Annotated in this window: 20 protein-coding genes and 1 tRNA gene; 6 read left to right on the top strand and 15 right to left on the bottom strand. The window is 66.0% G+C overall.

Translation table 11 applies throughout. From position 1 onward, the window contains the following. The first annotated feature begins 103 nt into the window (after window positions 1–103). Together QMC96_02905 and QMC96_02900 are read left to right on the top strand one after the other, a co-directional pair. Window positions 104–1,903, top strand: a complete 1,800-nt coding sequence (locus QMC96_02905; GenBank protein MDI6875703.1) for a glycosyltransferase — start codon at window positions 104–106, stop codon at window positions 1,901–1,903. A 772-nt stretch (window positions 1,904–2,675) separates the two neighbouring features. Further along, window positions 2,676–4,697, top strand: coding sequence for a cation-translocating P-type ATPase (locus QMC96_02900; protein MDI6875702.1), 2,022 nt, complete (start codon window positions 2,676–2,678; stop codon window positions 4,695–4,697). Window positions 4,698–4,705: 8 nt separating this feature from the next. On the opposite strand, the gene QMC96_02895 is transcribed toward QMC96_02900, so the two are convergent. From QMC96_02895 to QMC96_02825, 15 genes are all read right to left on the bottom strand, one after another. Beyond that, window positions 4,706–6,205, bottom strand: a complete 1,500-nt coding sequence (locus QMC96_02895) for an FAD-dependent oxidoreductase (protein MDI6875701.1) — start codon at window positions 6,203–6,205, stop codon at window positions 4,706–4,708. 1,417 nt (window positions 6,206–7,622) lie between these two features. Then, the gene (locus tag QMC96_02890; protein MDI6875700.1) at window positions 7,623–8,114 is read right to left on the bottom strand and encodes a tetratricopeptide repeat protein; all 492 of its coding nucleotides are present in this window, start codon (window positions 8,112–8,114) and stop codon (window positions 7,623–7,625) included. 479 nt (window positions 8,115–8,593) lie between these two features. Then, window positions 8,594–8,677, bottom strand: a tRNA-Leu gene (locus tag QMC96_02885). A 196-nt stretch (window positions 8,678–8,873) separates the two neighbouring features. After that, complete coding sequence (locus QMC96_02880; protein MDI6875699.1) at window positions 8,874–10,103, bottom strand: cation:proton antiporter; 1,230 nt, start codon at window positions 10,101–10,103, stop codon at window positions 8,874–8,876. 215 nt (window positions 10,104–10,318) lie between these two features. Beyond that, window positions 10,319–11,005, bottom strand: coding sequence for a RibD family protein (locus tag QMC96_02875; protein ID MDI6875698.1), 687 nt, complete (start codon window positions 11,003–11,005; stop codon window positions 10,319–10,321). Window positions 11,006–11,150: 145 nt separating this feature from the next. Next, a complete protein-coding gene (locus QMC96_02870; GenBank protein MDI6875697.1) occupies window positions 11,151–12,890 on the bottom strand; it encodes a DUF2070 family protein in 1,740 nt (579 codons plus the stop codon). A 133-nt stretch (window positions 12,891–13,023) separates the two neighbouring features. After that, the gene (locus QMC96_02865) at window positions 13,024–13,923 is read right to left on the bottom strand and encodes a carbohydrate kinase family protein (GenBank protein ID MDI6875696.1); all 900 of its coding nucleotides are present in this window, start codon (window positions 13,921–13,923) and stop codon (window positions 13,024–13,026) included. After that, the gene (locus tag QMC96_02860; GenBank protein ID MDI6875695.1) at window positions 13,920–14,258 is read right to left on the bottom strand and encodes a DUF555 domain-containing protein; all 339 of its coding nucleotides are present in this window, start codon (window positions 14,256–14,258) and stop codon (window positions 13,920–13,922) included. The genes QMC96_02865 and QMC96_02860 overlap by 4 nt, the downstream gene beginning before the upstream one ends. Before the next feature lies 1 nt (window position 14,259). Continuing rightward, the gene (locus QMC96_02855) at window positions 14,260–14,787 is read right to left on the bottom strand and encodes a nitroreductase family protein (GenBank protein MDI6875694.1); all 528 of its coding nucleotides are present in this window, start codon (window positions 14,785–14,787) and stop codon (window positions 14,260–14,262) included. Then, window positions 14,774–15,130, bottom strand: coding sequence for a hypothetical protein (locus QMC96_02850; GenBank protein MDI6875693.1), 357 nt, complete (start codon window positions 15,128–15,130; stop codon window positions 14,774–14,776). The genes QMC96_02855 and QMC96_02850 overlap by 14 nt, the downstream gene beginning before the upstream one ends. 55 nt (window positions 15,131–15,185) lie before the next feature. After that, the gene (locus tag QMC96_02845; protein ID MDI6875692.1) at window positions 15,186–15,509 is read right to left on the bottom strand and encodes a DUF5350 domain-containing protein; all 324 of its coding nucleotides are present in this window, start codon (window positions 15,507–15,509) and stop codon (window positions 15,186–15,188) included. Between the two features lie 75 nt (window positions 15,510–15,584). Further along, on the bottom strand, window positions 15,585–17,420 hold the full coding sequence (gene gatE, locus QMC96_02840) for a Glu-tRNA(Gln) amidotransferase subunit GatE (protein MDI6875691.1): 1,836 nt from the start codon (window positions 17,418–17,420) through the stop codon (window positions 15,585–15,587). Next, window positions 17,410–18,648, bottom strand: a complete 1,239-nt coding sequence (gene gatD / locus QMC96_02835; GenBank protein MDI6875690.1) for a Glu-tRNA(Gln) amidotransferase subunit GatD — start codon at window positions 18,646–18,648, stop codon at window positions 17,410–17,412. Before gatD ends, gatE begins: the two co-directional genes overlap by 11 nt. Continuing rightward, window positions 18,645–20,123 (bottom strand): argininosuccinate lyase, encoded by a 1,479-nt coding sequence (gene argH, locus QMC96_02830; protein ID MDI6875689.1) that lies wholly within the window; start codon window positions 20,121–20,123, stop codon window positions 18,645–18,647. The genes gatD and argH overlap by 4 nt, the downstream gene beginning before the upstream one ends. A 50-nt stretch (window positions 20,124–20,173) precedes the next feature. Further along, entirely contained in the window at window positions 20,174–20,707 is a 534-nt protein-coding gene (locus tag QMC96_02825) for a helix-turn-helix domain-containing protein (protein MDI6875688.1), read from the bottom strand. A gap of 218 nt (window positions 20,708–20,925) precedes the next feature. On the opposite strand from QMC96_02825, the gene QMC96_02820 reads away from it, so the two are divergent. The 4 genes from QMC96_02820 (at window position 20,926) to QMC96_02805 (ending at window position 24,135) form a co-directional block, all read left to right on the top strand. After that, window positions 20,926–21,915, top strand: coding sequence for an ABC transporter substrate-binding protein (locus tag QMC96_02820; GenBank protein ID MDI6875687.1), 990 nt, complete (start codon window positions 20,926–20,928; stop codon window positions 21,913–21,915). Between the two features lie 102 nt (window positions 21,916–22,017). After that, the gene (locus QMC96_02815) at window positions 22,018–22,803 is read left to right on the top strand and encodes an ABC transporter permease (protein ID MDI6875686.1); all 786 of its coding nucleotides are present in this window, start codon (window positions 22,018–22,020) and stop codon (window positions 22,801–22,803) included. Then, the gene (locus QMC96_02810; GenBank protein MDI6875685.1) at window positions 22,804–23,568 is read left to right on the top strand and encodes an ABC transporter ATP-binding protein; all 765 of its coding nucleotides are present in this window, start codon (window positions 22,804–22,806) and stop codon (window positions 23,566–23,568) included. It abuts the gene before it with no gap. 54 nt (window positions 23,569–23,622) lie between these two features. Beyond that, complete coding sequence (locus QMC96_02805; protein MDI6875684.1) at window positions 23,623–24,135, top strand: 50S ribosomal protein L16; 513 nt, start codon at window positions 23,623–23,625, stop codon at window positions 24,133–24,135. Window positions 24,136–24,702 lie beyond the last annotated feature (567 nt).

Genomic DNA, 24,702 nt, shown 5'->3' with positions numbered 1-24,702 from the left:
ATCGCGGGAACGGGCAGGGAGAGGACGTCAAATCCGGGGACGGACCGTCTCCACCGGGGGCGGGGGAGACAACTTTAAATAATTCCTGTGCCTCGGGAATCCCATGAGTGCAGGCAGGGCGGCAGACGGGGCGGGGGGATGGCTGCAGGTTCCCGCACGGAGGAGGGCAGCCCCGTCCGGGGCGAGGGCAACCGGGAATCCCGGCAGCGGGGGACGGCACGGCAAAACCCCTGCGCTTCCCCGGGTATTCGGGGAGCCGCCGCCGGCCGGCGCCGGAGAGTCGAGGGCACGGATCGGTATGAATCGAACGGCCGCTGAACGTTACCGCGGGAGGGGATCGGGGGGAGGCGGCAGGGGGGCGTTCATCACCGTCCTCTCCTCCGCGGTTGTCCTCCTTCTGTTCCTCGTCCTGGTCCGGGATACCTATTCCGCCCTGTTCCTGTCCGCCTATCCCCCGGTCAGCCGGATCTTCTCGGCCATCCTGGTCGCGTGCCTCTTCTTCGTCGCTCTGGAGTTCGTCAGCTACGGGGACAATCTCCTACGGTCCATGCTCATATACCGTGGCGGATTCCAGAGCCCGGGGCCGTCCAGGAACCCCTCCCCGCCCGTTGCCGTCTTCATTCCCGTCTACAACGAGGACCCCTCTCTGGTCGAGACATGCCTGAAGACCTGCAAAGGGATAGAGTGGCCCGATCTTCGCATCTATCTCCTCGACGATTCCACGAACGCGGAGATGGGAGAGTCCAACGAGCGTTTCTGCCGGAGCCTGGGCGTTGCACGGATAACCCGTCAGCATCGACGCGGATTCAAGGCCGGCGCGATCAACGATGCGATCCCGATGCTGGGAGAGGAGGTGCAGTACCTCCTGGTACTGGACGTCGATCAGCGGGTGACCCCGAAGTTCCTGCGGGATCTGGTGCCCATCCTGGAGAAGGACGGAGACCTCTCCTACCTGCAGCTCCCCCAGTACTTCCATTCCAGGAATGGCAACGCCCTGGCCACCTGCTACTCCTACCACCAGCACCTCTACAACAAGCATATCTGCCGCGGGCTCCACGTCCAGGATGCGGTGCTCCTGACGGGCACGAACTGCCTCTTCCGCCTGTCCCACCTGCGGGCGATCGGAGGCATGGATGAGTCCTGCATCACCGAGGATGTGGCGACCACCTTCGTCTACCTCACGCGGGGGTACCGGGGTGCATTCCTGGACGCCATCTACGCCGAAGGAGTCCCGCCGCCCTCGCTTGCGGCATACTACACCCAGCAGATGCGCTGGGCGTACGGGAACACGCAGCATTTCAAGACGGTGGTCCGCACCTTCTTTAAAAATCCAAAGGTTCTCAGCGTCTCCCAGTGGCTGGCGTTCGTCATGACCGAACTGAGCTACCTGCTCGGTCTCGTCAACCCCATCCTGCTGCTCTTCCCGGCCGTCATCCTGCTCTTCAACGTGCGGCTGGTGCCCGTCATCCTGCCCACCTTCTTCGCCCCGATTCTGGTCCTGGTGCTGGGTGTCCAGTACTACACCAGCATTGCCGAGAGGCGGTACCGCCTCCTCGACCTCCTGAAGTCCCAGGCGATTCTGGCCAGCATCTCCTTCATCTACGCGCGGGCGATCCTGTACGTCCTCATGGGTAAGAATCTGGGTTTTTCCGTGACGCCCAAGACCCCGGGGCGGACCGCCGGGAGCAGCTTCGGCGTGCACACCATGGTGCTCGTCTCCTTCTTCGGGATCAGCATCGTCTCCAGCGCGATGGGGATATGGAGGCTGATCAGCGGGGTGTCCAGCGCTCAGGTGCCCGTGGCGCTCTTCTGGGCGCTCTACTCCCTCGGGATCCTCCTGACGTTCCTCCGGATACATCTTCAGGATGCCGAGAGGGCCCGGCGGGCAGGGGCCGCCGCCTGAGAGAACGGACCCCGTCACGGACGACATCCGCGCCGGCGGCCCGATCGGCAGCGGCCCGGTGGGCCGGTTCAGTGTACCGGGACACCGATCGAGGCGGCAGCCCGAATCAGGAATCGTGCCGCCGTTCGCTCATTTTTTTCAGCTTCCAGGACAAAACTTTTAAGGAAATAACGGCATCGTGATCCTGCCGGGGGGATCGGGGTGTGAAAAAGAGCGCCTCTGCCCGGCGATGCGGATGGGATCGGTGCCGTGCGGTTCGGCACCGATCCGAGGACGTGCAGCAGAACCTTCCGCTCCGAGCAGGGGGATCCCCGCTGGCAGACCTTCTGGATCGTGTTGCATTATATATAATTTACTGTATGAAAAGCGGGATCCGAACTCTCCGATCCGGTGATGAAACGACGACGGCATTCCGCGACCGTCCGTTCCCGATCGGGGCACCTTTGAGGATGCCGTCTGCCGCTATCACGGATCGCGGGGCAGGTCCGCAGCGGGCGGCGGTTGCGGGTTGCGGATGCAGGGAACGCCGGAAGGCATACCCTTCTCTCCCGGAGGCAACCCCGGGAAGCCGATGCCCGCAATCGGGCTTGCGCACGGCAGTCCCGGGATGTGCGGGGGGATCTGCGCTTTCTGCTCCCCCATCTCCTCCGATGCGGGGGATCGATGAGGATGCTGCGTGACGGCGGTAGGATCGGTCCGTTCCCGCTCTCCCCCCTTCCCCGGGGGCGCCATGCCGGACTTTTATGCTGTACCGGGGCGATTGTACTCGAACATGGAGCCGCCCGCGGGGAGTCATGCTGCGGAGAAGAGAGGCGATCCGGCGCGGAAGAGCGGATATCCGCCCTCCGGAGGGGGGGAGGCCGAGACCGAACGCGAGCATGGCGAGTTCTGCTCGTGCTCCGTCTGCCGCGATCGGGTGCGCCCCGTCGAGGAACCGCTGGAGCGGGGAACCCTCATCCGCTTCGGAGCCGCCGGAGCGCTGCTCGCCGCCGGCATCCTGACCGGTATCTTCGCTCCCTTCTCCTCCGCGGCCCTCGTCCTGCTCCTTGCGGCCGCTCTGCTGGGGGGCTACGGGATCCTGCGGACAGCGCTCTTCTCCCTGCTCCGCCTGCGGTTCACCATCGACGTCCTGATCGGCATCGCCGCCGCCGGCGCCTTTCTGACCGGAAACCCCGAGGAAGGCGCGACGGTTCTCATCCTCTACGCGATCGCGGAGCTGCTGGAGGAGCGGGCTTCGGGGCGGGCGCAGCGGTCCATCGCAGCCCTCGTCGCGCTCGCACCGCAGACGGCGCAGGTGCGCCGGGAGGGCCGCGAGGCGACGGTCCCCGTCGAGGCGGTGCGGGTGGGAGAGACGGTGATCGTGCGGCCGGGGGACACGGTGCCTCTCGACGGCACCGTCTCCCTCGGTGCGTCCACGGTCGAACAGGCCCCGATCACGGGGGAGAGCTACCCGGTGGCGAAGGCTGCCGGCGATCCGGTCTTCGCCGGCACGCGCAATCTCGAGGGATATCTGGAGGTGCTCGTTGCGAAGCGGGGGGAGGAGAGCACCATCGCACGGGTGCTCCGCCTGGTTGCCGAAGCCCAGAGGAGGCGCTCCCCGACCGAGGCGTTCATCGAGCGGTTCTCCCGCGTCTATACGCCGGCCGTCATTCTGCTGGCAGCAGCCCTCATCGCGATCCCGCCGCTGCTCTTCGGCGTGCCGATTCTGGAGGCGTTCTACCGCGCCCTGATCCTGCTCGTCATCGCCTGCCCCTGCGCTCTCGCCATCTCCACGCCCGTCTCCATGGTGTCCGGGATCACGACGGCGGCCCGCCACGGCGTGCTCATCAAGGGGCGGGATTACCTGGAGGCGATCGGGGAGGCCCGGGTCTTCGTGTTCGACAAGACGGGGACCCTCACCACGGGGCGGCTGGAGGTGACCGATCTCCTCGGGTTCTCGGGGACGCCGGAGGCAGACCTGCTCGGGATCGCCGGTTCCCTGGAGTCCCGCTCCGCCCACCCGCTGGCAGGGGCGATCCTGCAGGAGGTCCGCAGGCGCGGGATCCCCCTGCGCGACGTCGACGCCTTCCGCTCCATCAGCGGGAGGGGTATTCAGGGGAGCATCGGCGGCACGACGTTTCTCCTCGGCAACGCCTCTCTCTTCCCCGCATCCGATGGACGAACATGGGAAGCCGCATGCCGCCGTCTGGAGGGGGAGGGAAAGACGGTCGTGCTGATCGGCACCGACAGCACGGTGCTGGGGCTGATCGCGCTCTCGGATACCATCAGGGAGGCAGCGGCCGAGACCATCGCGTACCTCCGTTCACGCGGAATCCGGACGGTGATGCTCACGGGCGACAACGAACGGATCGGCGAGGCGGTCAGCCGCAGACTGGGAATCGACGAGTGTCATGCCGGGCTCCTCCCCGAGGAGAAGGCGGCGCGCGTCGAGCGGCTGATGGAGCAGTACGGCCATGTGGTCATGGTCGGGGACGGCGTGAACGATGCACCGGCGCTCGCGCGGGCGACCGTGGGCATCGCGATGGGGGCGATCGGTTCGGATGTCGCGATCGAGACGGCCGACATCGTCATCCTGAAGGATCAGATATCGAGGGTGGGGTACCTGCTGGATCTCTCGCGGAGGACGATGCGGGTGATACGCCAGAACGTCGCCGCGTCGATCCTCGTGAAGTTCGGCATCGCCGCCCTCGCCTTCCCCGGCCTGGTGACCCTCTGGATGGCGGTGGCGTTCGGGGACATGGGGCTCTCCCTCGCGGTCATCGGGAACGCCCTGCGGATCCCTCGCTCCGCGTGAGGGTGCCTTCACCTCCCCGGCATCTCCCGATTCCGCAGACCTCTCACGGTGGGCCCGCAGATCACCTCCCCGAGGGCGGTGTAGCGCGAACCGTGGCAGGGGCAGTCCCAGCTCTTCTCCGCGTCGTTCCAGGCGACGGTGCAGCCCATGTGCCCGCAGGCCGGATCCAGGGCATGCACCTGCCCCTGCGGGTCGCGGTAAACGGCCGTCTCCCTGCCCCCGATCGCCAGGATCGCACCCCCGCCAGGCCTCAGGCGGGAGGGATCCGTCGGGAGCTCTTCCGCGGGGCCCTTCTCCCGCTTCTTCCGCTCCGTCTCCCTGTAGCGCGAGGGGTCGAACACCTCCTCCCAGGGGTTGCGGCGCCCCCGGATCATGTCGGTGAGGATCATCGCCGCCGCGGTGCCGCCGCTCATCCCCCACTTGTGAAACCCCGTCCCCACGTACTGGTGGGGGAGATCCCCGGTCAGCCTGCCGATGTAGGGGACGCCGTCAACGGGCATCGTGTCCTGGGCGGACCAGCGGTAGTCGATGGAGCGCACGGTATAGATGGAGCGGGCCCACTCTTCCAGGCGGCGGTAGTGGTCAGTGGTGCCTCCCCCCGTCCCGGTGCGGTGCCCCTCGCCGACCACCAGGATCAGCTCCCCGCCCTCCGCCGCCTGGGACCGCAGGGAGTGGATGGGCGCCCGAACGTTGATGAACATGCCGTCCGGAAACGGCTCGTCGATCCGCACCCCGAGGACGTAGGAGCGGGACTGGTGCATCCGCCTGAAGTACTGCCCCGGCTGATCGTGGAACGGGAAGTGGGTCGCCTGGATCACGTCCGTCGCCTGCACCGTTCCCCGCTCCGTCTCCACCGTAACGGGCTCGCCGTCCCGGATCGCGATCGCCCGCGTCTCCTCGAATATCGCGCTCCCGTCGCCGGGGATCTCCCGGGCCAGGGCGCAGAGGTACTTCCGGGGGTGGAACTGCGCCTGGTCGTCGAACCGTACTGCTCCCTCCGTCTCGAAGGGCAGCGGCACGTCCTCGACGAAGGATGCGGGCAGTCCGAGACCCCGGGCAGCGTTCGCCTCCCTCTGCACCGCTTCGCGATCCTCCTCCGACTCCGCGAACACGTACGCAGGCTTCCGCTCGAAGTCGCAGGCGATGTCCCGCTGATGCACCTGATCGGCGATCTGCTCGATCGCCGCCTGGTTGGCAGCGGCATACTGCTGCGCCCGCTCCCGTCCGAACTGCTCAACGAGCCGATCGTAGATCAGACCGTGCTGGGAGGTGATCTTCGCCGTCGTGTGGCCGGTGGCCCCCCGGACCACTCTGCCCGCCTCGATCACACCGACCTTCAGCCCCGCCTCCTTCAGGAGGAGGGCGGCGGTGATCCCCACGATGCCGCCCCCCAGGATCGCCACGTCGAACGCCTGCGTTCCCGACAGGGCGGGGTAGTGCGACGGGGGTGTCGTCGCGATCCAGTAGGATTCCGCCCGGCCGGGCAACCGGTACTCCTTTCCTGCCATATGCCTCACCTCACCGTGCATCTGTCGCACTGCTTCGACAGGTATCAGCACTTCGTGATCCAGACGGTGATCGGAGCCTAATGGAGGGAAAGGGAATTTAAAGGTTGTGGGAAGGGGGAACAGCGGGCGGTCTGCTGCCGAGGGGCCGTTCCGGAGCAGAGACCCCGGGACGATCGGCAGAGCCTCGTGCGGGTGCCGCCTCCCGGATCCCGGCGGTGCCAGCGCGCCCGGGCTCCCGCTGCCGATCGCGGCGGGGAGCGCGAAGAGGAGAGGGGTTCCAGCCGATCGATCGCCGCCCCCCCCCTCTCCGTGCGGGCTCCGATGGCTCCGATCCGCACTGGCGGACGCGGGAGCGGTAGAGATCGCTCGCCCTGCGGGAGGCCCCGGCGGGACTCCCTTCTTTTTGAATCGTCCGCGATCCTGGCCGCGGCGCGCAACCGTTCCCGCACGATCGTCGCCCGGCTGTACGGGAGCGGGCCGCCGGCACAAAGTATATGGACTGTGAATGCCTTCGGAATGCCACCCCGGGGCGGCAGGGGCGAACCATGCCCGCACCCGCTGCCACCGGATTCTGCCTTCGGGAGATCCAGCAGCGGGAAGCCGGGATGGAGGCTGCTCTGGGGGCCAATTTTCGCGCATTGTGGCAGCAGGCGGTGCGGTATCCGGAACGGGTTCGGACGGCATTCCGGTGGCGGATCGCCCGATCGCATCCCGTCGCGGCGAAGCCCTCATGCCGTAGAGGGGATCGGGTCCGCAGCCCGGGCCGTCCGGTCTGCATCCCGCCGGGAATCCTGCGTCTCTCCCCGGCTCAGCATAGGGCCGCGCCCGGAGGGGATGCAGTCCCGGGACGGGGCGTGTCTGCCTGCGGGGGCACGTTCGGCACAGCCGATCCTCCTCGCCGTCGCGGGAGGCGGATCGGGGAACGGGGCGCGGTGATCGGGGACTGTCTTCATCGCCGCGACGGTGATCCACGGGATTGGCCCCCGGGGGAGACTCCACCGCCTCCCCCGGCGCGAAGGGCCCGGAGATCGCGCGGCGGGCAACAGGAGCGATTCCCCTTTGCTCGCCCACGTACGGCGACAGAGCCCGCCGGGAGCAGCAAGAGCCGGATCAGCGGTTCCCAGCAATCCCGACACCGCGAAGGTCGCTATTTCGTATCCCGCCGCGGCAGGGTCGAAAGACCTTCAACGGGGACGGGGGCTTTTTCGGATCGCTCCATGGCTGAGGCAAACGCACCTCAAAGATTTTATAGTTTCAGCGGGATCCGGGACGCGGCAGTCCCCGGTACGAAGCCTGCACTCCCACCGGAGGGGACTGTCATCATGAAGCACCAGTGTATCCTTAACAATACTTTTTTCCTTCTTCCCCGGAGAAACCATACCCGGACCAGCCGGGCATGCCGCCGCTCGTGCAGGGATCACCTGCTGGAATACCACCGCCCCAGCAGCGGCTTGAGATCCGTGCTCTCCCCGCGGAGCTGCATGCCTTTTTCCAGGCAGCGTTCGGCCTGGACGCGATCGCCCAGGAGCTGGTAGCAGACCGCCTTGTTGTCCCAGGCTTCCGCGGAGTCGGGATTGATGGTAAGCACCCGATCGAAACTGGCCAGCCCTTCCTCGACCCGCCCCAGGGATACCAGGCTGATCCCCTTCTGGAATGCGGCGTCGGCGTAGCGCGGATCGAGCTCGAGAGCCCGGTCGAAGTAGGCGATGGCGCTCTCGAAAAAGCCCATCTTGTTGAGGCACCGCCCTTTCCCGAAGAAGGCCTGCGGATTCGCGGGATCGGCCGCGATAACCTGATCGAAGCACTCGACGGCGCTCTTGTAGCGCCCTTCCCGCAGGTGCTCCATTCCCTCTTGATTGAGTGCGGCGATGCGCAGGCCCAGCAGGCGTTGTACTGTCTTCTTGATCATGGAGACCTCCTTGCACGGACGAGGTCGTGGTTGGAGATAATTTCATGTGATGCTATTAATAATTTTCTATTCTATAAGAATGTAATTTAGTCTGAAATTTAAAAATATGTAAAAGTACACTCTTCATGCGAATTTAAAATCCAGTATTTCGGCTCTGTTGAAATCCGCATCGAAGGTGGACAATGCTCCGGGACGGCATATTCGCAGGAAAGACCCCCTCCGTGCGACGGCCCCGATGGGAGAGAGCCATGCGGGCCTGTCGCACTGCATCCCCCCTCTCCGCGGGGGAGAGGGGGCGGCCCGGAAAGGGCGCGGGCAGGGGAGGATCCGGCTGTCGGAACCGAGGGAATATCCGCGGGACAGGTGTACAAATACGCCGGAGAGCTTTTCCCCAGTGCCAGTATTTCTGAAACCCGCTGGCCGGTGCATCTCCCCCCAATTCCTGCGATGCGACATCCACCGGGTGTTCTTGGACCGAATGCGAGGGGTGGGATTCGAACCCACGAAGGTCTACCCATGGGATCTTAAGTCCCACTCTTTTGGCCTGGCTTAGATACCCTCGCTCCAGAAAATTTTACCTGAAATGTTTTATTTTGAGAAGTAATAAGCCCAGCGACTGTTGAGACCTGCACTCCAGGGAACATCGAGACGGTCCCAGACCAGTAAACTAAAAAGATCCAGAGCATCCCGGCAGCATCTTTACGCCTCCGGCATTTCGCCGGCCCTGCCAGGAAAACGGTCCCGATATGGGACCGTTGCTCATTCCGATACGTCTTCCCGGGACATGTCCGCCAGGGGAGATACGCACTCCCCCGGGCTTCTCCCCCTGTAGAACCAGTTACGGTAGACGATCGGGGTGATGATGGTGGTTAGCAGGCTCATCATCACGAGGGAGGTGAAGATGTCCTGCCCGATCAGGCTCATATTCAGGCCCAGGAGGGCGACGATCATCGCCACCTCCCCCCGCGGCGCCATCCCGAACCCGAGAATGGCCGAGTCCCTCCAGCTCATCCCCAGGATTTTGGCAGGAGCACCGCATCCAACGACTTTCGTGATGATTGCTACGATGGTGAGCACGACAAGGAAGAGGAGCGTCTGCTCCGTGACGGCGTGGACATCGACGAGGATCCCGAGCGAGATGAAGAATATGGATGCAAAGATGATATAGAGGGACTCCGCACTCTCGTGGATGCTCCTGCTGTGCGTGAGACGGACGCTCCCCATGGAGACGCCCGCAATGAAAGCCCCGATGATGCCGGAGATGCCCAGGTACTCTGCCACCACCGCATAGAAGAAGGCGATCATCATCGCGAAGATGAACACAAACTCCGGGTACTGCTTGCAGATGGGCCTCTTGTCCAGTTTGATGATGAATGGCGCAAGGACGTAAATCCCCATGACGCCTGCGACGATGAGGAACCCGAGCTCCTTCAGGAGGACCAGCTCGACATCGAAGACGGTCAGCGTGCCGGTGACGGTGGCGGAGGTGAGGGCGAGGGCAATCAGGCTGAGCACATCGTCGATCACGGCGGTGGCGATGATCGCCTTCGAGACGTCGGTGTGGAGCACCCCGATCTCCCGAAGGACGTTTGCGGTGATCGCGATGCTCGTTGCGGTGAGGGCCGTCCCCACGAAGATGGAGCTTGCCGCATCGTATCCGAAGAGGAGGGCGGTCCCGTAGCCCCCTATCCAGGGGATGACGATACCGCTGAGGCCGATGACCACATACCCGGGATTGATCAGATCCGCGATTTTGAACTCGAAACCGATGACGAAGAGGAGGATGATGGCCCCGATACCTGCCAGAGTCTGGACAAAGTCCGTATAGGTGATCCAGCCGAGCACACTGGGACCGATGATGAGCCCGACCAGGATCTCCCCGACGACTGCCGACTGGTTGATGCGGGTGGCCAGGATGTATCCGGCGAGGGCGATGAAGAGGAGGAGAGCCATCTGGAACTCGATGGAGGACACAATCTCCGCATTCATGCTATTCCAGATTGTATCTACCGGTTAAAAAGACAGGGTCATGAAGGATCGGGCGAGCAGGCACGCCCGCACGCGTTGATGCCAAGGGAGGACACCAATTCCGCGGGTGCGGTGGCCACGGATGCAGAAAATAGAGCGGTTGCCATCAGTTGTGAACGGTTGAGGGAGGGAAGCGCGGCAGCCCCCTCCCGCAGAACTGCCGTTAACCGTCCCGGCTACTCCGCCCGCTCCCGCACCACCTCGTAGCGCAGCCAGACGATATCCCCCGCGAACCGCTCCAGGTGCACCAGGCGGAGCGGGATCGCACCCCCGGACGGCGCCAGGTCCGGCGCCCGGAAGATGGATGCGGGCGACGTTCCGCCCACGAGCGCCGGGTGGACGAGCACGCTCGCCTCGTCGACCAGGCCCTCGCGGAGGAGGACGCCGTTCAGGGTCCCGCCGCTGTCCAGGCGGATCCTCTCGACGCCGTACCGGGCGTTGAGGTCCCCGAGGGCGGCCCGCATATCGACGCGGTCCTCGCCGGCGACGATGGCATCGATCCCCCGCCGGCGGAGATACGCGAGGTACTCCTGCGGGGTCGAGCGGGAACAGAGGACAACGATGTCCCGCCAGTACGGGGCCCGCTGCCAGAGGTGCCAGGTCCGGATCCTCCCCCGGCTGTCGGGAACGGCGAGCAGGGGGCGGGGATCGCCGGGGACCTTCTCCGGGAGCGGGGCGTCTTCCAGCGCCGCCATCTCTTCCGGAAACATGGCCGCTGCGGCGAGAATGGTGCCGCTCCCCGCGAGCACGCAGTCGGCCTCGAAGCGGGCGGCGAGGTCGTAGTAGAGGGCAATATCCGCCGCAAAGCCGAGGGTCCGCCCATCGGCGCTCACGGCATTGTGCAGGATCACATAAGGCAGCATCGCAGATCACCTGTGCACCCCGCCTCTGCAGATGCTGCCTGCAGAAGGGCGGGAGTCGTCCCGGAGCATGCGCTCTCTGCTGGCTTCAAGCGCACGGTATCGCTCCGCCTGGAGGGGGGTCCGAGGGTTCGCGGCGGGCGGAATCCTACCCGAGCGCCACGAAGACCAGGATCGAGAGGAGGAACGCCAGGATCAGGATGGCGAGGCTCAGGGGGGCGATGAAGACCAGGATGGTGTTCACCGTGGTCGCCAGCTGGGTGACCCTCTGCGAGCCGAAGATGACCACCCGCTCGCAGAACGCCGTGGACGCCGCCGCCTCGGCGTCCCCGAGATCGGACAGGGCCTCCCGCACTGCCTGCTCCGCCAGCGGGAGGATCTCCCCTGCCGGGACCGCCAGCCCGATCGGGTTCCTGCCGCTGATGGTGTTCACCACGTGGGAGTCCGTGGTCATCACTTCAGAGGCGTCCACGAGAGGGGCGATCCGCTCCTGGATCGCCTCCCGCAGCCCGGGGACCATGTTGTTGCCGTCCATCAGCAGGTACGCGGTCCGCTGGCCGTCGGCCTCCACCGCGAGCGCCTGGATGCCGAGATCGCCGAATCCCTGCTCGCGGGTGAACGGCGGAAAGACGTGGGAGTAGCCGATGCGGAAGGGATGCAGCGGCAGATCCGCGGACTCGTCGATCGCCCGGCAGGCGGCCTGCAGGTACTCCGTCGCCGTGAAGGTGGCCGGGTGCACCGGGGAGGTCACCTCCGACATCGCGTTGTGGGCGTCCACGAAGGCGACGTTCCTGTAGCAGCGGTGCCCCTCCGCCATGATGGTGCTCCCCAGGCAGAAGTCCAGGTCCTCGGTCTTCTCCGGCGCCCGTGTGCTGACGAGCAGCAGGGAGTCGGCGAACCGCTGGCAGAGGATCTGCACGGAGCCGTGGACGATCCTCCCCGATCGGCTCGCCCGGGCCGAGTAGCGCAGATCCTCCATGGACCGCCGCAGGGCCTCCACGATCTTCGCTATCTCGCTCTCGGAGACCAGGTTGAAGTCGTGCGTGGCGCAGCCGTGGGTCACCATCACCTCCGCATCGAAGGACTCGTAGAGGATCCGCGGGAGGTTGCCGCCCCCCACGTCCCCCATCGGCCCCGGGTGGACGTTCGGGACCGTGAATATGACACCTCTCTTTCCCGGACGCCGGAAGAAGAAGGTCGCCTGCGGGACGTAGACCTCCTCCCCGATCTCGCGGAAGAAGTCCTCCATCCTCTTGTCGCCGTCGGTGAGGTGGGCGATGAAGGTGTTCAGGAAATCCAGGCCGTGGATCTGGAACGCCCGGTAGAGCGGGCGCTCGATGAGCCAGATCAGCAGGATGCAGCCGAGCCCGAAGACCAGGTGGGAGACGAGGGCCCCGCCCAGGATGGGCGGCTCGAAGAGGAATGCTCCCACGGCGAACCCCGCGGCGCTCTGGGTGAGCGCCGGCACCACCATCCGCAGGGAGCGGTAGTCCGCGACCGCGACCAGCACCAGGAGCCGCACCCCGAAGACCAGGCCGAGCGAGAAGGCGTAGAAGAGCGGGAGGAAGACCCGCATCGGGGATACCACGGAGAGGAAGCTCGCGATCACCGCGAAGACCATGCACGCCAGCGCCAGGAGTGCCGAGCGGTTCCAGGTCGTCGAGCCGCCGAAGAGGGAGACGAGAGGTTTCGTGAGGAGGAAGGCCGCGATCGCCGGGACGGCGAAGGCGAGCGTCCCGAAGAAGGGGAGCTCTCCGCCCAGGCGGGCGGTGGCGGCATCCACCACGATGCCCAGGAACAGGATGATGACGACGGAGCGGGGCCAGGAGGGGGCCGTGAAGAGGAACCGTGTCAGCCGCTCCATCTTCACGTCCGGCGCCATCACCATGGGGGGGACCTCCAGCGGGGGGGCTCAGCGCGGATGCGGGTTCCCCGGCCCGCCGGCGGCACGGGGGGATCGCTCGCCGTATACCGTGGAAAAAGAACGGGAACCGCCCGGTGGACGGATGAACGCGCCCTCCTCATGGATCTGCAGAGAGCTTATCCTCAAGATCGCCAAAAAACTGCCGATATCGTCCGGCCATCTCCTCCCAGGTCGGGAGGTTGGTCTGGCAGCCGACCTTCTCCACCACGAACGAGGCCGTCACGGTCCCGATACGGGCGCACTCGAGCGGCCCGTACCCCCGCCGGTACGCCGTGAGGAACCCCGCCCGGTAGGCATCCCCGGCGCCCGTCGGATCCTCCATGTGCACCGGGATCACCGGGATGAAGTGCCGCTTCCCGTCCACATAGAGCACGCTCCCCTCGACATCCATCGTGATCACGGCGATCGGGATGGGGCCGAGGAGATCCCCGGGCTCCTGGGAGAGACCCTGGCACATGCTCGCCAGCTCGTGGCGGTTGGCGAAGAGGAGGGATGTGTGGGAGAGGATGGCGCGGAGCTGCTCGTGGGAGTAGGTGAGGAGATCCTGCCCGGGGTCGAAGGATACAAAGTCGCTCTTCTCCGCCACGCGCATGTTGAAGTCCGGGTCAGCCGTCGCCAGGTGCACGAACGGCAGACTCTCCGCCTCCTGCGAGGCGAAGGTCTCCGAGGCGCCCCAGTCGAAGAAGGTCATCTGGGCCCCGGACTCCTCCGTGAACATGTAGGCGGTCGGGGTGCGTGAACCCTCCACCACGAAGAAACGGGTGCGGATTCCGAGCTCCTGCATCCAGCGGTGGTAATCGCTGCCCGGGAAGTCCCCGCCGACCGCACTGATGAGGGTCACGCTCCCGCCCAGGCGGGCGATGCCGGCGGCGATGTTCGCCGCCCCGCCCCCGTAGTAGACCTGGTGATCCAGGATGTACGTGGACCCGTGCTTCTCCGGGAGCATCGGGATGCGGAAGAGGTGGTCGATCGCCGTGTGCCCGACGACGTGGATCATGCTTCCTGCACATCCTGCACTTTGAGAGGGACGTCCCGCACCGCCCTGCCCACGACCGATTTGGCGATCCGCACGGCATGCTCCTTCGATTCCGCCCGGAACACCCGAATCTGGAGGAGCAGCCCCACGAGCGCGGTATCCGCCACCACCAGGGCGCAGCCCAGCTCCGTCTCGCACGAGGGGCAGGAGAGCATGCCCATCTCGATCTCGACGAACTTCGTCGCGGGGTTCAGGCGCTTCCCCGCCTCCGCAATCGCGACGCTGATCGCGTCGTCGAGCGATTTGACGTCCTTCACCAGCCAGGCGGACTCCAGGGTCACCACGTAGTCCGGCATCTCACCAGACCTCCCGGTGCACGTGCTCGGCAAGCGGCATCCGCGGCGTTTTCGCGGGCAGTGCACGGGGCCTCCCCACGGCGAGCAGGACGATCGGGCGGATGTGGCGGGGCAGCTGCAGGATCCCCCGCACCTCCTCCTCGTCGAACGCCCCGGTCCAGCAGGCCCCCAGGTTCTCCGCGTGGGCGGCGAGCATCATGAACGCGGCGGCGATGGTGGCGTCCTGCACCGCGTAGAGGATCCCCCGCTCCCCGTAGCGGGACATCGAGCGGACGTAGTTGGCGCAGACGACGAAGACAGCCGGAGCCTCGGCGATGTGGGGCTGGCTCAGCGCCGCCTCCGAGAGCTCCCCGCGGATCTCGGCATCCGTCACCACCACCACATCCCAGGCCTCCAGGTTCCCCGCGCTCGGGGCGCGGCTCGCCGCCGCCAGGATGGCGTCGATCTGGGAGGGGGCGAGTTCCGCCGGGTGGAACTCCCGCACCGACGAGCGGGAATGCAGGAATGCGAGAAACTCAGAGGAGTCCACGCTCATCCAGCACCTGCCATGCCGCCTGGGCGACCGTGGTCACGGCGGAGATGGACTGCGCCACCTTCTCGGCAGCCAGCCCGAACTGCCCGGACTCCGTGAGGCTGATCGCCTCGTTCACGTGGTTGATGGCCTTCTGGAACTCGATGTTGCCGGTGCTGTTGTGGGCGAAATCGATCTCCGTGCGGATGGCGTCCATCAGGGAGATGATCATCCGCCTTCCCCCCTCCTTCTCCTTCGGAGAGAAGGAGACGAGTGCGAGGAGGAGTTTGGAGGCTATCAACAGTTCTGACTTCGATCGCTCCGCAAAAGAGTAACTCCTGACCGCTTGCTGCAGATCCATACTCATACTTCTTGAGGCGGTATAAAAAAGTGTTCTGTGGCGGAACGCCACCCGATTATTTCCGTGCCTTCCCCTTGGCGCCGAGAACGGAGGACTTCGCCCGAACGATGTGCCGCCGCACCATCCGGGTGAGGCCGTCGGCTTCCTGGCCCCGGCTGCCGCCCCTGCGGCCTCCTCGAGCGCCGGGTCTGCGGCCGCCCCGCCCGCCTCTCCGATCGTCCCCCTCGCTGGAGCGTGTCAGCTTCTTGAGGGCTGCACTCGACTTGTAGCGCTGGTTCGGCCCGGGTTTCTTCGCTTCCGCCTCTTTCTGCGGCACGAGCCTGATCTGCCCGTGAACGCCCTTCACCTGGCACCAGTTGACTGATCCTGTCTTTCCCATAGCTAAAACTCTCTATACCATTGGATAGGGGCATAAATATACCTGTCGGGGAGACGGGGCGCATCCGCCCCGCCTCTACTCCCCGAGCATCTGCCCGATCTTCTTCATCAGGACCTCGCTCACCACCTTCCCGTCCACCCGCCCGCGGACCTCCCGCATCACGACGCCCATCAGGGGACCGAGGCTCGCCCGCCCCTTCTCCCGCACGAAGGCGGAGCGATCGGAGAGGATGGACTCGACAAGGGCCTCCAGCTCCCGGAGGGAGAGGGGCGGGACCGCCTGCTCGATCGCCGCATCCACGGTCTGCCCCGCGGCAACCGCCGTCAGCACCACGGGAACCGCCTCCTTCGCGACCCGCCCCTCCTCCACGGCGCGGAGGACCTCCAGGATCTGCGCATCGGCGAGACGCTCCGTGGCGACGCCGGATCTCCGCAGCTCCCGGAGCGTCCCGACCAGCGTGCGGCAGGCGAGGGCGGGACGGCAGCCCTCCGCCACCGCCCGCTCGAAGAGGGGGAGCTGCTCGGAGAAGGCGATCTGCCGCGCCAGCGTCCGGTCGAGACCGAGTTCGGCAGTGAACCGCTCCGCACGCTCCGTGAGCAGCTCCGGCAGCGGTATGCTGCGCCAGAGGGTCTCGCTGATCTCGACGGGGAAGACATCGGTCTCGGGGTACATGCGGGCGGCGCCCGGCAGGGGGCGCATGTAGGCGGTACTCCCGCCCTCGAGCATGCGGCGGGTCTCCTCGGGAACCCCCTCGAGCGCCATCGCCGCACGCCGCTGCACCTGCCGGGCGGCACACGCCGCCCGATCGGGGGTGCCGGAGACCAGCACGACGGCGTCCTGCGGTCCCGCCCCGCAGAATGCCGCGAGCCGCGCCACCTCGCCCGCCGTGATCCCGTAGGCGGGCAGCTCGTCCGTGTGGAAGATCCCGCCGACGCCGCACTTCCTGGCGTAGTCCGCCATCTCGCTCCCCAGCCTCCGCCCCGGCTGGGTCTCGCGCCCCACGAGCCCGGCGAACCCCGGAAGGGGAACGGCGAGGATCGTTGCCGCCTTCTTCAGGATGGACGATCTCGTGCCCTTGAAGAGATCCGTGACATCGATCGCCTCCCCGCTCACCCGGGCGCCCCGCTCCCGCAGTTCGTCCCGGATGGCGAGGAGCGCCTGCTGCCGCTGCACCTCCCGCCGCACCGTCTCGGCGATGAGGTCGAGGTCCTGGACGCCCTTGATCTCCACCCTCGCCCCGTCGCGGATGGAGATGTTGATATCCTGGCGGATGGTCCCGATGCCGCGCTTGACCCTGCCGGTGGAGCGGAGCACCATGCCGATGTACTCCGCCGTCTCCTGCACCGCCTCGGGGGTATGCAGGCAGGGCGAGGTGGTGATCTCGACGAGGGGTATTCCCAGGCGGTCCAGGGAGAAGGTCTGATCGTCGATTCTCTGCGCCGCCTCCTCCTCCAGGCAGATCGTCTCGACGGCCCCCCCGTTCGGGAGCAGCCCGCCCATCGCGACCAGCGCCGTGCGCTGGAATCCGCTCGTGTTCGAGCCGTCGATGACCAGCTTGCGCATCGTGTGCACCTGCGGGACCGGGCTCATGGAGAAGAGCCGCGCGATGGTGAGCGCGACGGCGAGCGCCTCGGGGTTCATGGGCGCCGGCGGCTCCTCGTCCGCCTCCACAAGACAGGTCGTGTCGTAGGTGTAGTAGCGGAAACGGCGCATCACCATCATCTCCTCCTCCGCCGCCCGGTCGATCTCGCCCATCTCGCTCTCCGTTGCCCGCAGGTAGCGGCAGAACTCTCCGTTCCGCTCGTCCGCCTCGCGGAGCGCCGTGGGGCAGCGGCAGAAGAGTTTCTGCTCCGTATCGAGCTGCTGGTGGATCTCGATCCCCGCCTTCAGCCCCAGCCTCTCATAGTCCATGGCAGGAACACCTCGTGATCTCTCCGACGAGATCGGTCTGCAGGAGCCGCCGCACCGCCTCCGGATCCCGCTCCCGCGCCAGCACCCACATCACCTTCGCGAGCGCCGCCTCCGGGAGCATATCCTCCCCCTCGACGACACCGATCGCCAGCAGGTCCCGCCCGGTGTCGTAGACGCGATCGCAGACCCGCCCGTGGAGGCACTGGGAGGTCATGACGACCGTGGTCCCGCCGTCGATCAGCCGCTTCAACGGTTCGATCCAGCGGGTGCTCACGTGACCGAGGCCGCTGCCGGCGAGCACGAGCCCCTCGTAGCCCTCGAAGCACTCCAGCACCGATGCGGGCATGCCGGGGTAGAAGTAGAGCAGCCCGCACTTCTCCTCCAGATCGGTGTGGAGCGCCGGATCAAGGGACCCCCGCCGCACCGCTTCCTCCCGCAGACGGACCTGCAGCGACGGGTACTCCACCGTCCCGATGGGGGGGATGCCGATGCTCTGGAATGCGTCCCGCCGGGAGGTGTGCATCTTGCGCACCCGCGTCGCGCGGTGGATGGCGCAGACGTCGTCGCTCGATGTCGCGTGCATCACCACCGCGACCTCGCCCAGGTCGCCGGCGGCGGCGGCGGCGCTGCAGAGGGCGTTCATGACGTTGTCGCTGCTCGGGCGGTCGGCGGACCGCTGGGAACCCACGAAGACGATGGGAACCGGCGATCGCACCATGAAGGAGACGGCCGCCGCCGTGTAGGCCATGGTGTCGGTGCCGTGGGTGACGATCACGCCGGCCGCACCGTCTTTCACCTCTTCGTAGATGGTGCGGGCCAGGGCCTGCCAGATGGCGGGGGTCATGTTCTCCGAGAGGATGGTGCTCACCTGGCGGGTGCGGAAACGGGCGATGCGTCCGAGGCCGGGGATGGCCCGCAGGATGTCGTCCGCATCGAACTGGCTGGTGACCGCCCCCGTGCGGTAGTCCACGCGGCTCGCGATCGTGCCCCCGGTGGAGACGATGGAGAGCTCGGGGAGGGAGGGATCCTGCTCAACCGCCGCAGGCGTCGGTCTCGCCGGGCGGGGGCGCTCCACGAACGTGCAGCAGTCCCCCGGCACCCCGATGTTGTAGCCGCTGCCGAGCTTGATCACCACCATCCCGTCCCTCTCCGTGATGTAGGTGCCGTCGAGCAGCCGCCCGCCATGGGCGCACTGGATGCGGTCTCCCGCCTGGAACGAGGCCGTCACGCGACCAGCCTCCGGGCCGCCTCCAGCATCCCCTCCACCGCACGGCTGCTCTGCTCTCCGAGCCCCTCCAGGTGCCGGCGGTCGGCGGCTAGCAGTTCATGCCGCCCCGCCAGCGCCGACGATACCGCGGCGGGTGCCGGTCCCCCGGGGGCCTTCCGCGCAGCGACGACCGATCGGACGTCGAGCGCCTCGCGGATGCGCTCCTCCGTCAGCCCCCGCCCGGCGAGGGAGATCCCCGCAACGTCCGCGGCCGCCTTCTCCACCTCCGCGAGGTTCAGGCGACCGCCGCGTACCGCCCTCCCCACGATCGTGTGCGCGGTGCGGAAGGGGAGGTCGAACTCCCGCACCAGGCGGTCGGCGAGCTCGGTCGCCGTGGAGAATCCGCTTCCCGCCGCCGCCTCCATCCGTGCGGCATCGAAGCGGGCGGTGCCGAGCATCCCGGCGAGGAGCGGGATGCTCGCCCGCACCACCCCGACACCCTCCCAGAGGCGGGGGGTGAGCTCCTGCAGGTCGCGGTTGTAGCTCATGGGCAGCGCCTTCACGAGGGCCAGCGCCGCTGTCAGGTCGCCCACGACCGTCGCCGTCTTCCCGCGCAGAATCTCCGCCGTGTCCGGGTTCTTCTTCTGGGGCATGATGGAGCTGGAGGAGCAGTAGGGATCGGCGAGCTCGACGAAGCCGATCAGGGGGGAGGACCAGAGGATCAGCTCCTCGGCGAGCCGGCTCGCGTTCGTCATCAGGACGGCGAGCGCGGAGAGCGTCTCCAGGGCGAAGTCGCGGGTCGATACCGCGTCCATGGAGTTCTCGATGATGCCCGAGAAACCCAGGCACTCCGCCGCGAACGCCCGGTCGATCGCGTACCCCGTTGAGGCGAAGGCCGCCGCCCCGAGCGGGGAGCGGTTCACGCGGCCGTAGGCGTCGCGCAGGCGTTCGAAGTCGCGGGAGAACGCCTGCTCGTAGGCGAGCAGGTGGTGCGCGAGCGTGGTCGGCTGGGCGACCTGGAGGTGGGTGAATCCCGGCATGACCGTCTCGATGTGGCGGCCGGCGAGGGAGAGGATCGTCTCGCGGAGCGCGAGCAGATCCTTCATCAGGGCGATGATCTCCTCCCGCAGGCGGAGGCGGATGCAGGCGGCCACCTCGTCGTTCCTCGAGCGCCCGATCTGGAGCCGACCTCCCGCGTCCGCCCCCGCATGCTCGATCAGGTAGGCTTCGATCCCGGCATGCACGTCCTCGTAGCGCGGATCGAAGACCTCCGCGGGGAGCCCCTCCTCGTACAGCCGCAGCAGCAGGCGGAGCAGGGGGACGGCCGCCGTACCGGCGACGACCCCCTGCCGCTGCAGCATGAGCAGATGGGCGATATCCACCAGCACGTCCGCCCTTCCTATCCAGCGGTCGGCCGGCATGGATGAGAGATACTCCGTGATCGCGTCGGAACGCTCCCCCGCGAGCCGTCCGGCGCGGATCTGATCCTGTCGCATCCTCTGTTACAACCCCCTTTTTCCGTAGTAGTAAAGGCTGCAGAACGAGATTAATGCCACGCCTTCCGGGCGGCGAGTTCGATCGCCCGCACCATGCTCTCCCGCGGGACGATGGTCGCGACGGGGATCCGCACCAGGTGCTCGATGGTGCCGCTCACGATGGGTGCGCAGACGATCCCGATCGCGCCCTCCCGCTCGGCCCGCACAGCGGCCACGATCGCGTCCTCCACCGTCTGGACCGGGTACTCCCGCACCCGGATCCGCCTCCCGTCGATCTCGGCCATGCGGTCCACGATCCCCTCCAGCACCGGACGCGCCGCGATGACCCCGATGAACTCCTCCTCGCCGGCGCGGGAGAACTGCCGCAGCGCCCGGCTGATCGCCCGCAGCGTGGAGAGGTTCGGGGATCGCTTCCCGTGCAGGATCTTGTAGAGGGAACTCTGGGCGATGCCGCTCCTCTCCGCCAGCTCCCGCACGCTGATGCGGAGTTCGTGGCGGAGGATGTCCTTCAGCGTGGCGACGAACTGCTCGTCCGACTCCAGGGCCGCCCGGGTGAGGCGGTCGATGGGATCGAGTTGTACCATGGTATGGGTACTTCTAGGTCAAAGAGCGGGATATAATTTTACATATGTCCAGGCCAGGAAGGGGCTATCCCCCGTCTTCTACAATTATAATAATCACATTGCACAAATGTATATTATTTGCGGAATTATGAATACAATTGAATAATAATTGAGTCCAGAAGCATAATCATTAATAGCTATCCGCGTCCAGTATACACTGCAGCTATACGGGGATTCGTATGAGAAGGATACTGTTGGCTCTCGGCGTGCTAATCATTGCCGCTGCCATGACCCTGATGGCCGGGTGCATAACCACCCCGGCCTCGTCCGTGAAGGAGATCCGCATCGGCTACCAGCCCAGCACCCACCAGATGGCGCACATCACCGCCATGGAGAAGGGGTGGTGGAAGGAGGACCTCTCCCGCTTCGGCGTCGAGACGGTGACCGACTACCAGTTCCCCTCGGGACCTCCCGAGATGACCGCGATGCAGGCGGGACAGATCGATGTCGCCTACACCGGTTCCGCGCCCCTGCTGACGGCGATCAGCACCGGCCTGGACGCGAAGATCGTCGCCGCCGTGCAGATGCAGGGCTCGGACCTCGTGTTGCGGAACGAGATCCCCTACTCGTCCCCGGCCGATCTGCGGGGCCTCTCCATCGGGACGTTCCCGCCTGGCTCGATCCAGGACACCATCCTGCGGAACTGGCTCAAAGAGAACGGTCTTGAGCCCGACCGCGACGTGTCGATCAAGGCCATGGCGCCCGGCGACGCGGTAACGGCGATTGCCGCCGGCCAGATCGACGGCGTGTTCCTGCCCCACCCCTCCCCTTCGGTCATCGCTGCCGAGGGGAAGGGGCGTACCGTGGTCCGTTCCGGTGAGATGGACCCGAACCATGCCTGCTGCGTCCTCGCGGTCTCGGGGAACCTGATCCGCGAGCATCCGGAGATCGTCGAACAGCTCGTGAGGACGCACATCCGGGCGACGCAGTACAATGCCGAGCATCCCGAAGAGGCTGCAGCCATCTACGCCGCCAAGACGGATGCCAAGTACGACCAGGTCATCCGCTCGGTGAACGAATGGGATGGTGCGTGGATCGCAGACCCGAACGTCATCGTCGACTCGGTCACGGAGTTCGCGCAGATCCAGTACGAACTCGGCTACATCAAGAAACCCCTGACCCGGGACGAGATCTTCGACCTGAGCTTCTACGAGAAAGCCCGGGCGTAGAGCCTCCCTTCATATTCTTTCAGGACAGATACGTACAGCAGATGAAGCATCAGCACGTTCGTTCGCGCAGCAGAAAGAGAGCCGCCGCCATCGTGATTCGCCATGCCGGGACGGGGCCTGCGTAGGAACAGCGGGTGGCTTGCGCTCGGCTCCCTGATCGTCGCGCTGGGGCTCTGGCAGATCGTCGCCGAGTATGTCGTCCGCGATCCCTTCGTCCTCCCCAGCCTCTCCGCGGTCGCCCTGGCGCTCGTCGACCTGGTGACGCGGGGACCGATGCTGACGGACCTCTCCATCAGCATCTACCACTTCGCGATCGGCCTTGCGGCCGCGCTCCTTGTCGGTGTGCCGATCGGCATCCTGATGGGATGGTTCAAGGAGATCGATACGGCCGTCAACCCGCTGATCGAACTGCTCCGCCCGATCCCGCCGCTCGCCTGGATCCCGTTCGCCATCGTCTGGTTCGGGCTCACGCACCAGTCTGCCGGGTTCGTGATCTTCATCGGCGCCGTCTTCCCGATCCTGATCAACACCTATACCGGGTTCCGCAACGTCCCGAAGGTCTTCGTGGAGGCGGGGAAGATGCTGGGGTGCACGAGCAGCCTGAACCTGATCCGCTACATCGCGCTGCCCGCCTCGATCCCCTCCATCGCGGCGGGCATCCGCATCGGCACCGGCGTCGGCTGGATGTGCCTGGTGGCCGCCGAGCTCTTCGGGGTCAGCAACTACGGACTCGGGAAGAACATGTGGCACTACTACTACCTGCACCAGATGGACAACGTCGTCGTCTACATGGTGGTGCTCGGGGTGCTCGGACTCCTGATCGACATGGTGTTCCGGTTCTACGTGGACAGGCGCCTCCTGCGCTGGCGCGAGGGGGAGGTGCTCTGAATGGGTGCCGTGACACTGCGGGGGGTCTCCAAGACCTTCGGGAAGGAGAACGGCGCGCCCCTGGACGCGCTGAAGGAGATCGACCTGGAGATCCGGGACAAGGAGTTCATCTGCCTGCTCGGGCCGTCCGGCTGCGGCAAGACGACCCTGCTGCGGATTCTCGCGGGGCTGGAGGTGGCGACGGGCGGAGAGGTGCTGCTGGACGGCACACCGCTCCGCGAGCCGAATCCGAAGGTGGGGATGGTCTTCCAGGAGTATTCGCTCTTTCCCTGGCGCACGGTGCTGGGCAACATCGCCTTCGGTCCGGAGATGCGGGGGGTTCCGCGGAGCGAACGCATTCCGATCGCGGAACGGTATCTCGCGCTCGTCGGGCTGGAGCCGTTCCGGGACAGCTACCCCTCCGAACTCTCGGGAGGCATGCGGCAGCGGATCGCAATCGCCCGGGCGCTGGCGAACGAGCCGGAGGTGCTGCTCATGGACGAGCCCTTCGGGGCTCTGGACGCCCAGACCCGGAACCGGATGCAGAAGGAACTCCTGCAGATCCACGAGAAGATGCAGAAGACGATCGTCTTTGTCACGCACAGCGTGGACGAGGCGGTGTACCTGGCCGATCGGATCGTCGTGCTGACGAAGCGCCCGGGACGCGTGAAGGAGATCGTGAACGTGATCCACTGCCGCCCGCGGGATCGGACGTGCGCTGACTTCACCGCCACCCGGAAGCACGTGCTCGACCTGATCACCGAGGAATCGGCAGCAATCCAGTAAGTTTTATTAGAGCGGGTATCCATTTTATAAAGAATATCACGGAGCGAGAGGACAATGGTACGAAAACCAGGAAGAATGTACAGGAATATCAACAAGAAGGCGTATACGCGGCGGGAATACATGGGAGGGGTGCCGGGCAGCAAGATCGTGACCTTCGATCTGGGGAACCTCTCGGAGGAGTTCCCGGTCGAGGTCTCCCTTTCCGTGATCGAGCAGTGCCAGATCCGGCATTCGGCCCTTGAGGCGGCCCGCGTCTCCATCAACCGCAGGCTGCAGTCCAACGTGGGCAGGATGAACTTCCGCCTGAAGATTCGCACGTATCCCCACCATGTGCTGCGGGAGAACAAGCAGGCGACCGGCGCCGGGGCCGACCGTGTGTCCGAGGGGATGCGCCTTGCCTTCGGAAAGCCGGTGGGGACCGCCGCCCGCGTCCAGGCCGGGCAGAAGATCATCTCGGTCTTCACCACGCCCCAGTACGTGGAGAAGGCGAAGGACGCCCTCCGCCACGGGGGCTACAAGCTCCCCTCGCCGAGCCGCATCACCATCACGGAGACGGCGGCAGCCTGACAAGCAATACTTTTTTCCGATCGCGTACCATCCCTGACCGGGGATTGGTTTCATAAATCAGCCCCACCCGTTTCTCTTCTTCTCCCGATTCGGGTCCTGCTTTTCTCCGGAGATGCAGGTTTGATAGGATAATACGGATACCCGGAGGCGTAGAAGGGCGATACGTTCTCCAAGAGGCAGGATACCAGGCCTTATCGCATCTGCAGTGTGAAAAGGTGATCGGGGCCTCTTCCGGGTGATCGGAGATCGTTTGCCATCCTTGCGTATACGGAGGGATCCGACCAGGATCGCAGGCACGGACCTCCGATCCTGTATCAGCATCCCGTGTAAGGGTCCTATCGCACCAAGGGGGGAGTGCACCTCCTGGATGGCCTTGCCCTGCCACAATTAAACAGGGGGATGGCCTTGAGGTCCGATCCAGATTCGGGGAGTGGGATTATTCTAACTCTCAATGGCATGAGTTGCAGTCCTATCGATACTACAGGGGAAGGAGGTCGAGAGGGGGAAGGGGCGCGCCCTCTCCCCCCATGCCCCCGCCCCGCCAGTACGATACCCTGGAGGGCAGGA

Source organism: Methanomicrobiales archaeon, from assembly GCA_030019205.1.
Taxonomy (GTDB): domain Archaea; phylum Halobacteriota; class Methanomicrobia; order Methanomicrobiales; family JACTUA01; genus JASEFH01.
This window is presented reverse-complemented; position numbering and strand designations above follow the sequence as displayed.

Bases quoted from the DNA above. Each gene is read 5' to 3' on its own strand.
- gatE (MDI6875691.1), bottom strand. From the start codon at position 17,420: ATGGACTATGAGAGGCTGGGGCTGAAGGCGGGGATCGAGATCCACCAG.
- QMC96_02850 (MDI6875693.1), bottom strand. From the start codon at position 15,130: ATGGATCTGCAGCAAGCGGTCAGGAGTTACTCTTTTGCGGAGCGATCG.
- QMC96_02845 (MDI6875692.1), bottom strand. From the start codon at position 15,509: ATGGGAAAGACAGGATCAGTCAACTGGTGCCAGGTGAAGGGCGTTCAC.
- QMC96_02810 (MDI6875685.1), top strand. From the start codon at position 22,804: ATGGGTGCCGTGACACTGCGGGGGGTCTCCAAGACCTTCGGGAAGGAG.
- QMC96_02870 (MDI6875697.1), bottom strand. From the start codon at position 12,890: ATGGTGATGGCGCCGGACGTGAAGATGGAGCGGCTGACACGGTTCCTC.
- QMC96_02890 (MDI6875700.1), bottom strand. From the start codon at position 8,114: ATGATCAAGAAGACAGTACAACGCCTGCTGGGCCTGCGCATCGCCGCA.
- argH (MDI6875689.1), bottom strand. From the start codon at position 20,123: ATGCGACAGGATCAGATCCGCGCCGGACGGCTCGCGGGGGAGCGTTCC.
- QMC96_02880 (MDI6875699.1), bottom strand. From the start codon at position 10,103: ATGAATGCGGAGATTGTGTCCTCCATCGAGTTCCAGATGGCTCTCCTC.
- QMC96_02825 (MDI6875688.1), bottom strand. From the start codon at position 20,707: ATGGTACAACTCGATCCCATCGACCGCCTCACCCGGGCGGCCCTGGAG.
- QMC96_02875 (MDI6875698.1), bottom strand. From the start codon at position 11,005: ATGCTGCCTTATGTGATCCTGCACAATGCCGTGAGCGCCGATGGGCGG.
- QMC96_02865 (MDI6875696.1), bottom strand. From the start codon at position 13,923: ATGATCCACGTCGTCGGGCACACGGCGATCGACCACCTCTTCCGCATC.
- QMC96_02905 (MDI6875703.1), top strand. From the start codon at position 104: ATGAGTGCAGGCAGGGCGGCAGACGGGGCGGGGGGATGGCTGCAGGTT.
- QMC96_02820 (MDI6875687.1), top strand. From the start codon at position 20,926: ATGAGAAGGATACTGTTGGCTCTCGGCGTGCTAATCATTGCCGCTGCC.
- QMC96_02860 (MDI6875695.1), bottom strand. From the start codon at position 14,258: ATGCCGGACTACGTGGTGACCCTGGAGTCCGCCTGGCTGGTGAAGGAC.
- QMC96_02805 (MDI6875684.1), top strand. From the start codon at position 23,623: ATGGTACGAAAACCAGGAAGAATGTACAGGAATATCAACAAGAAGGCG.
- QMC96_02895 (MDI6875701.1), bottom strand. From the start codon at position 6,205: ATGGCAGGAAAGGAGTACCGGTTGCCCGGCCGGGCGGAATCCTACTGG.
- QMC96_02815 (MDI6875686.1), top strand. From the start codon at position 22,018: ATGCCGGGACGGGGCCTGCGTAGGAACAGCGGGTGGCTTGCGCTCGGC.
- QMC96_02900 (MDI6875702.1), top strand. From the start codon at position 2,676: ATGGAGCCGCCCGCGGGGAGTCATGCTGCGGAGAAGAGAGGCGATCCG.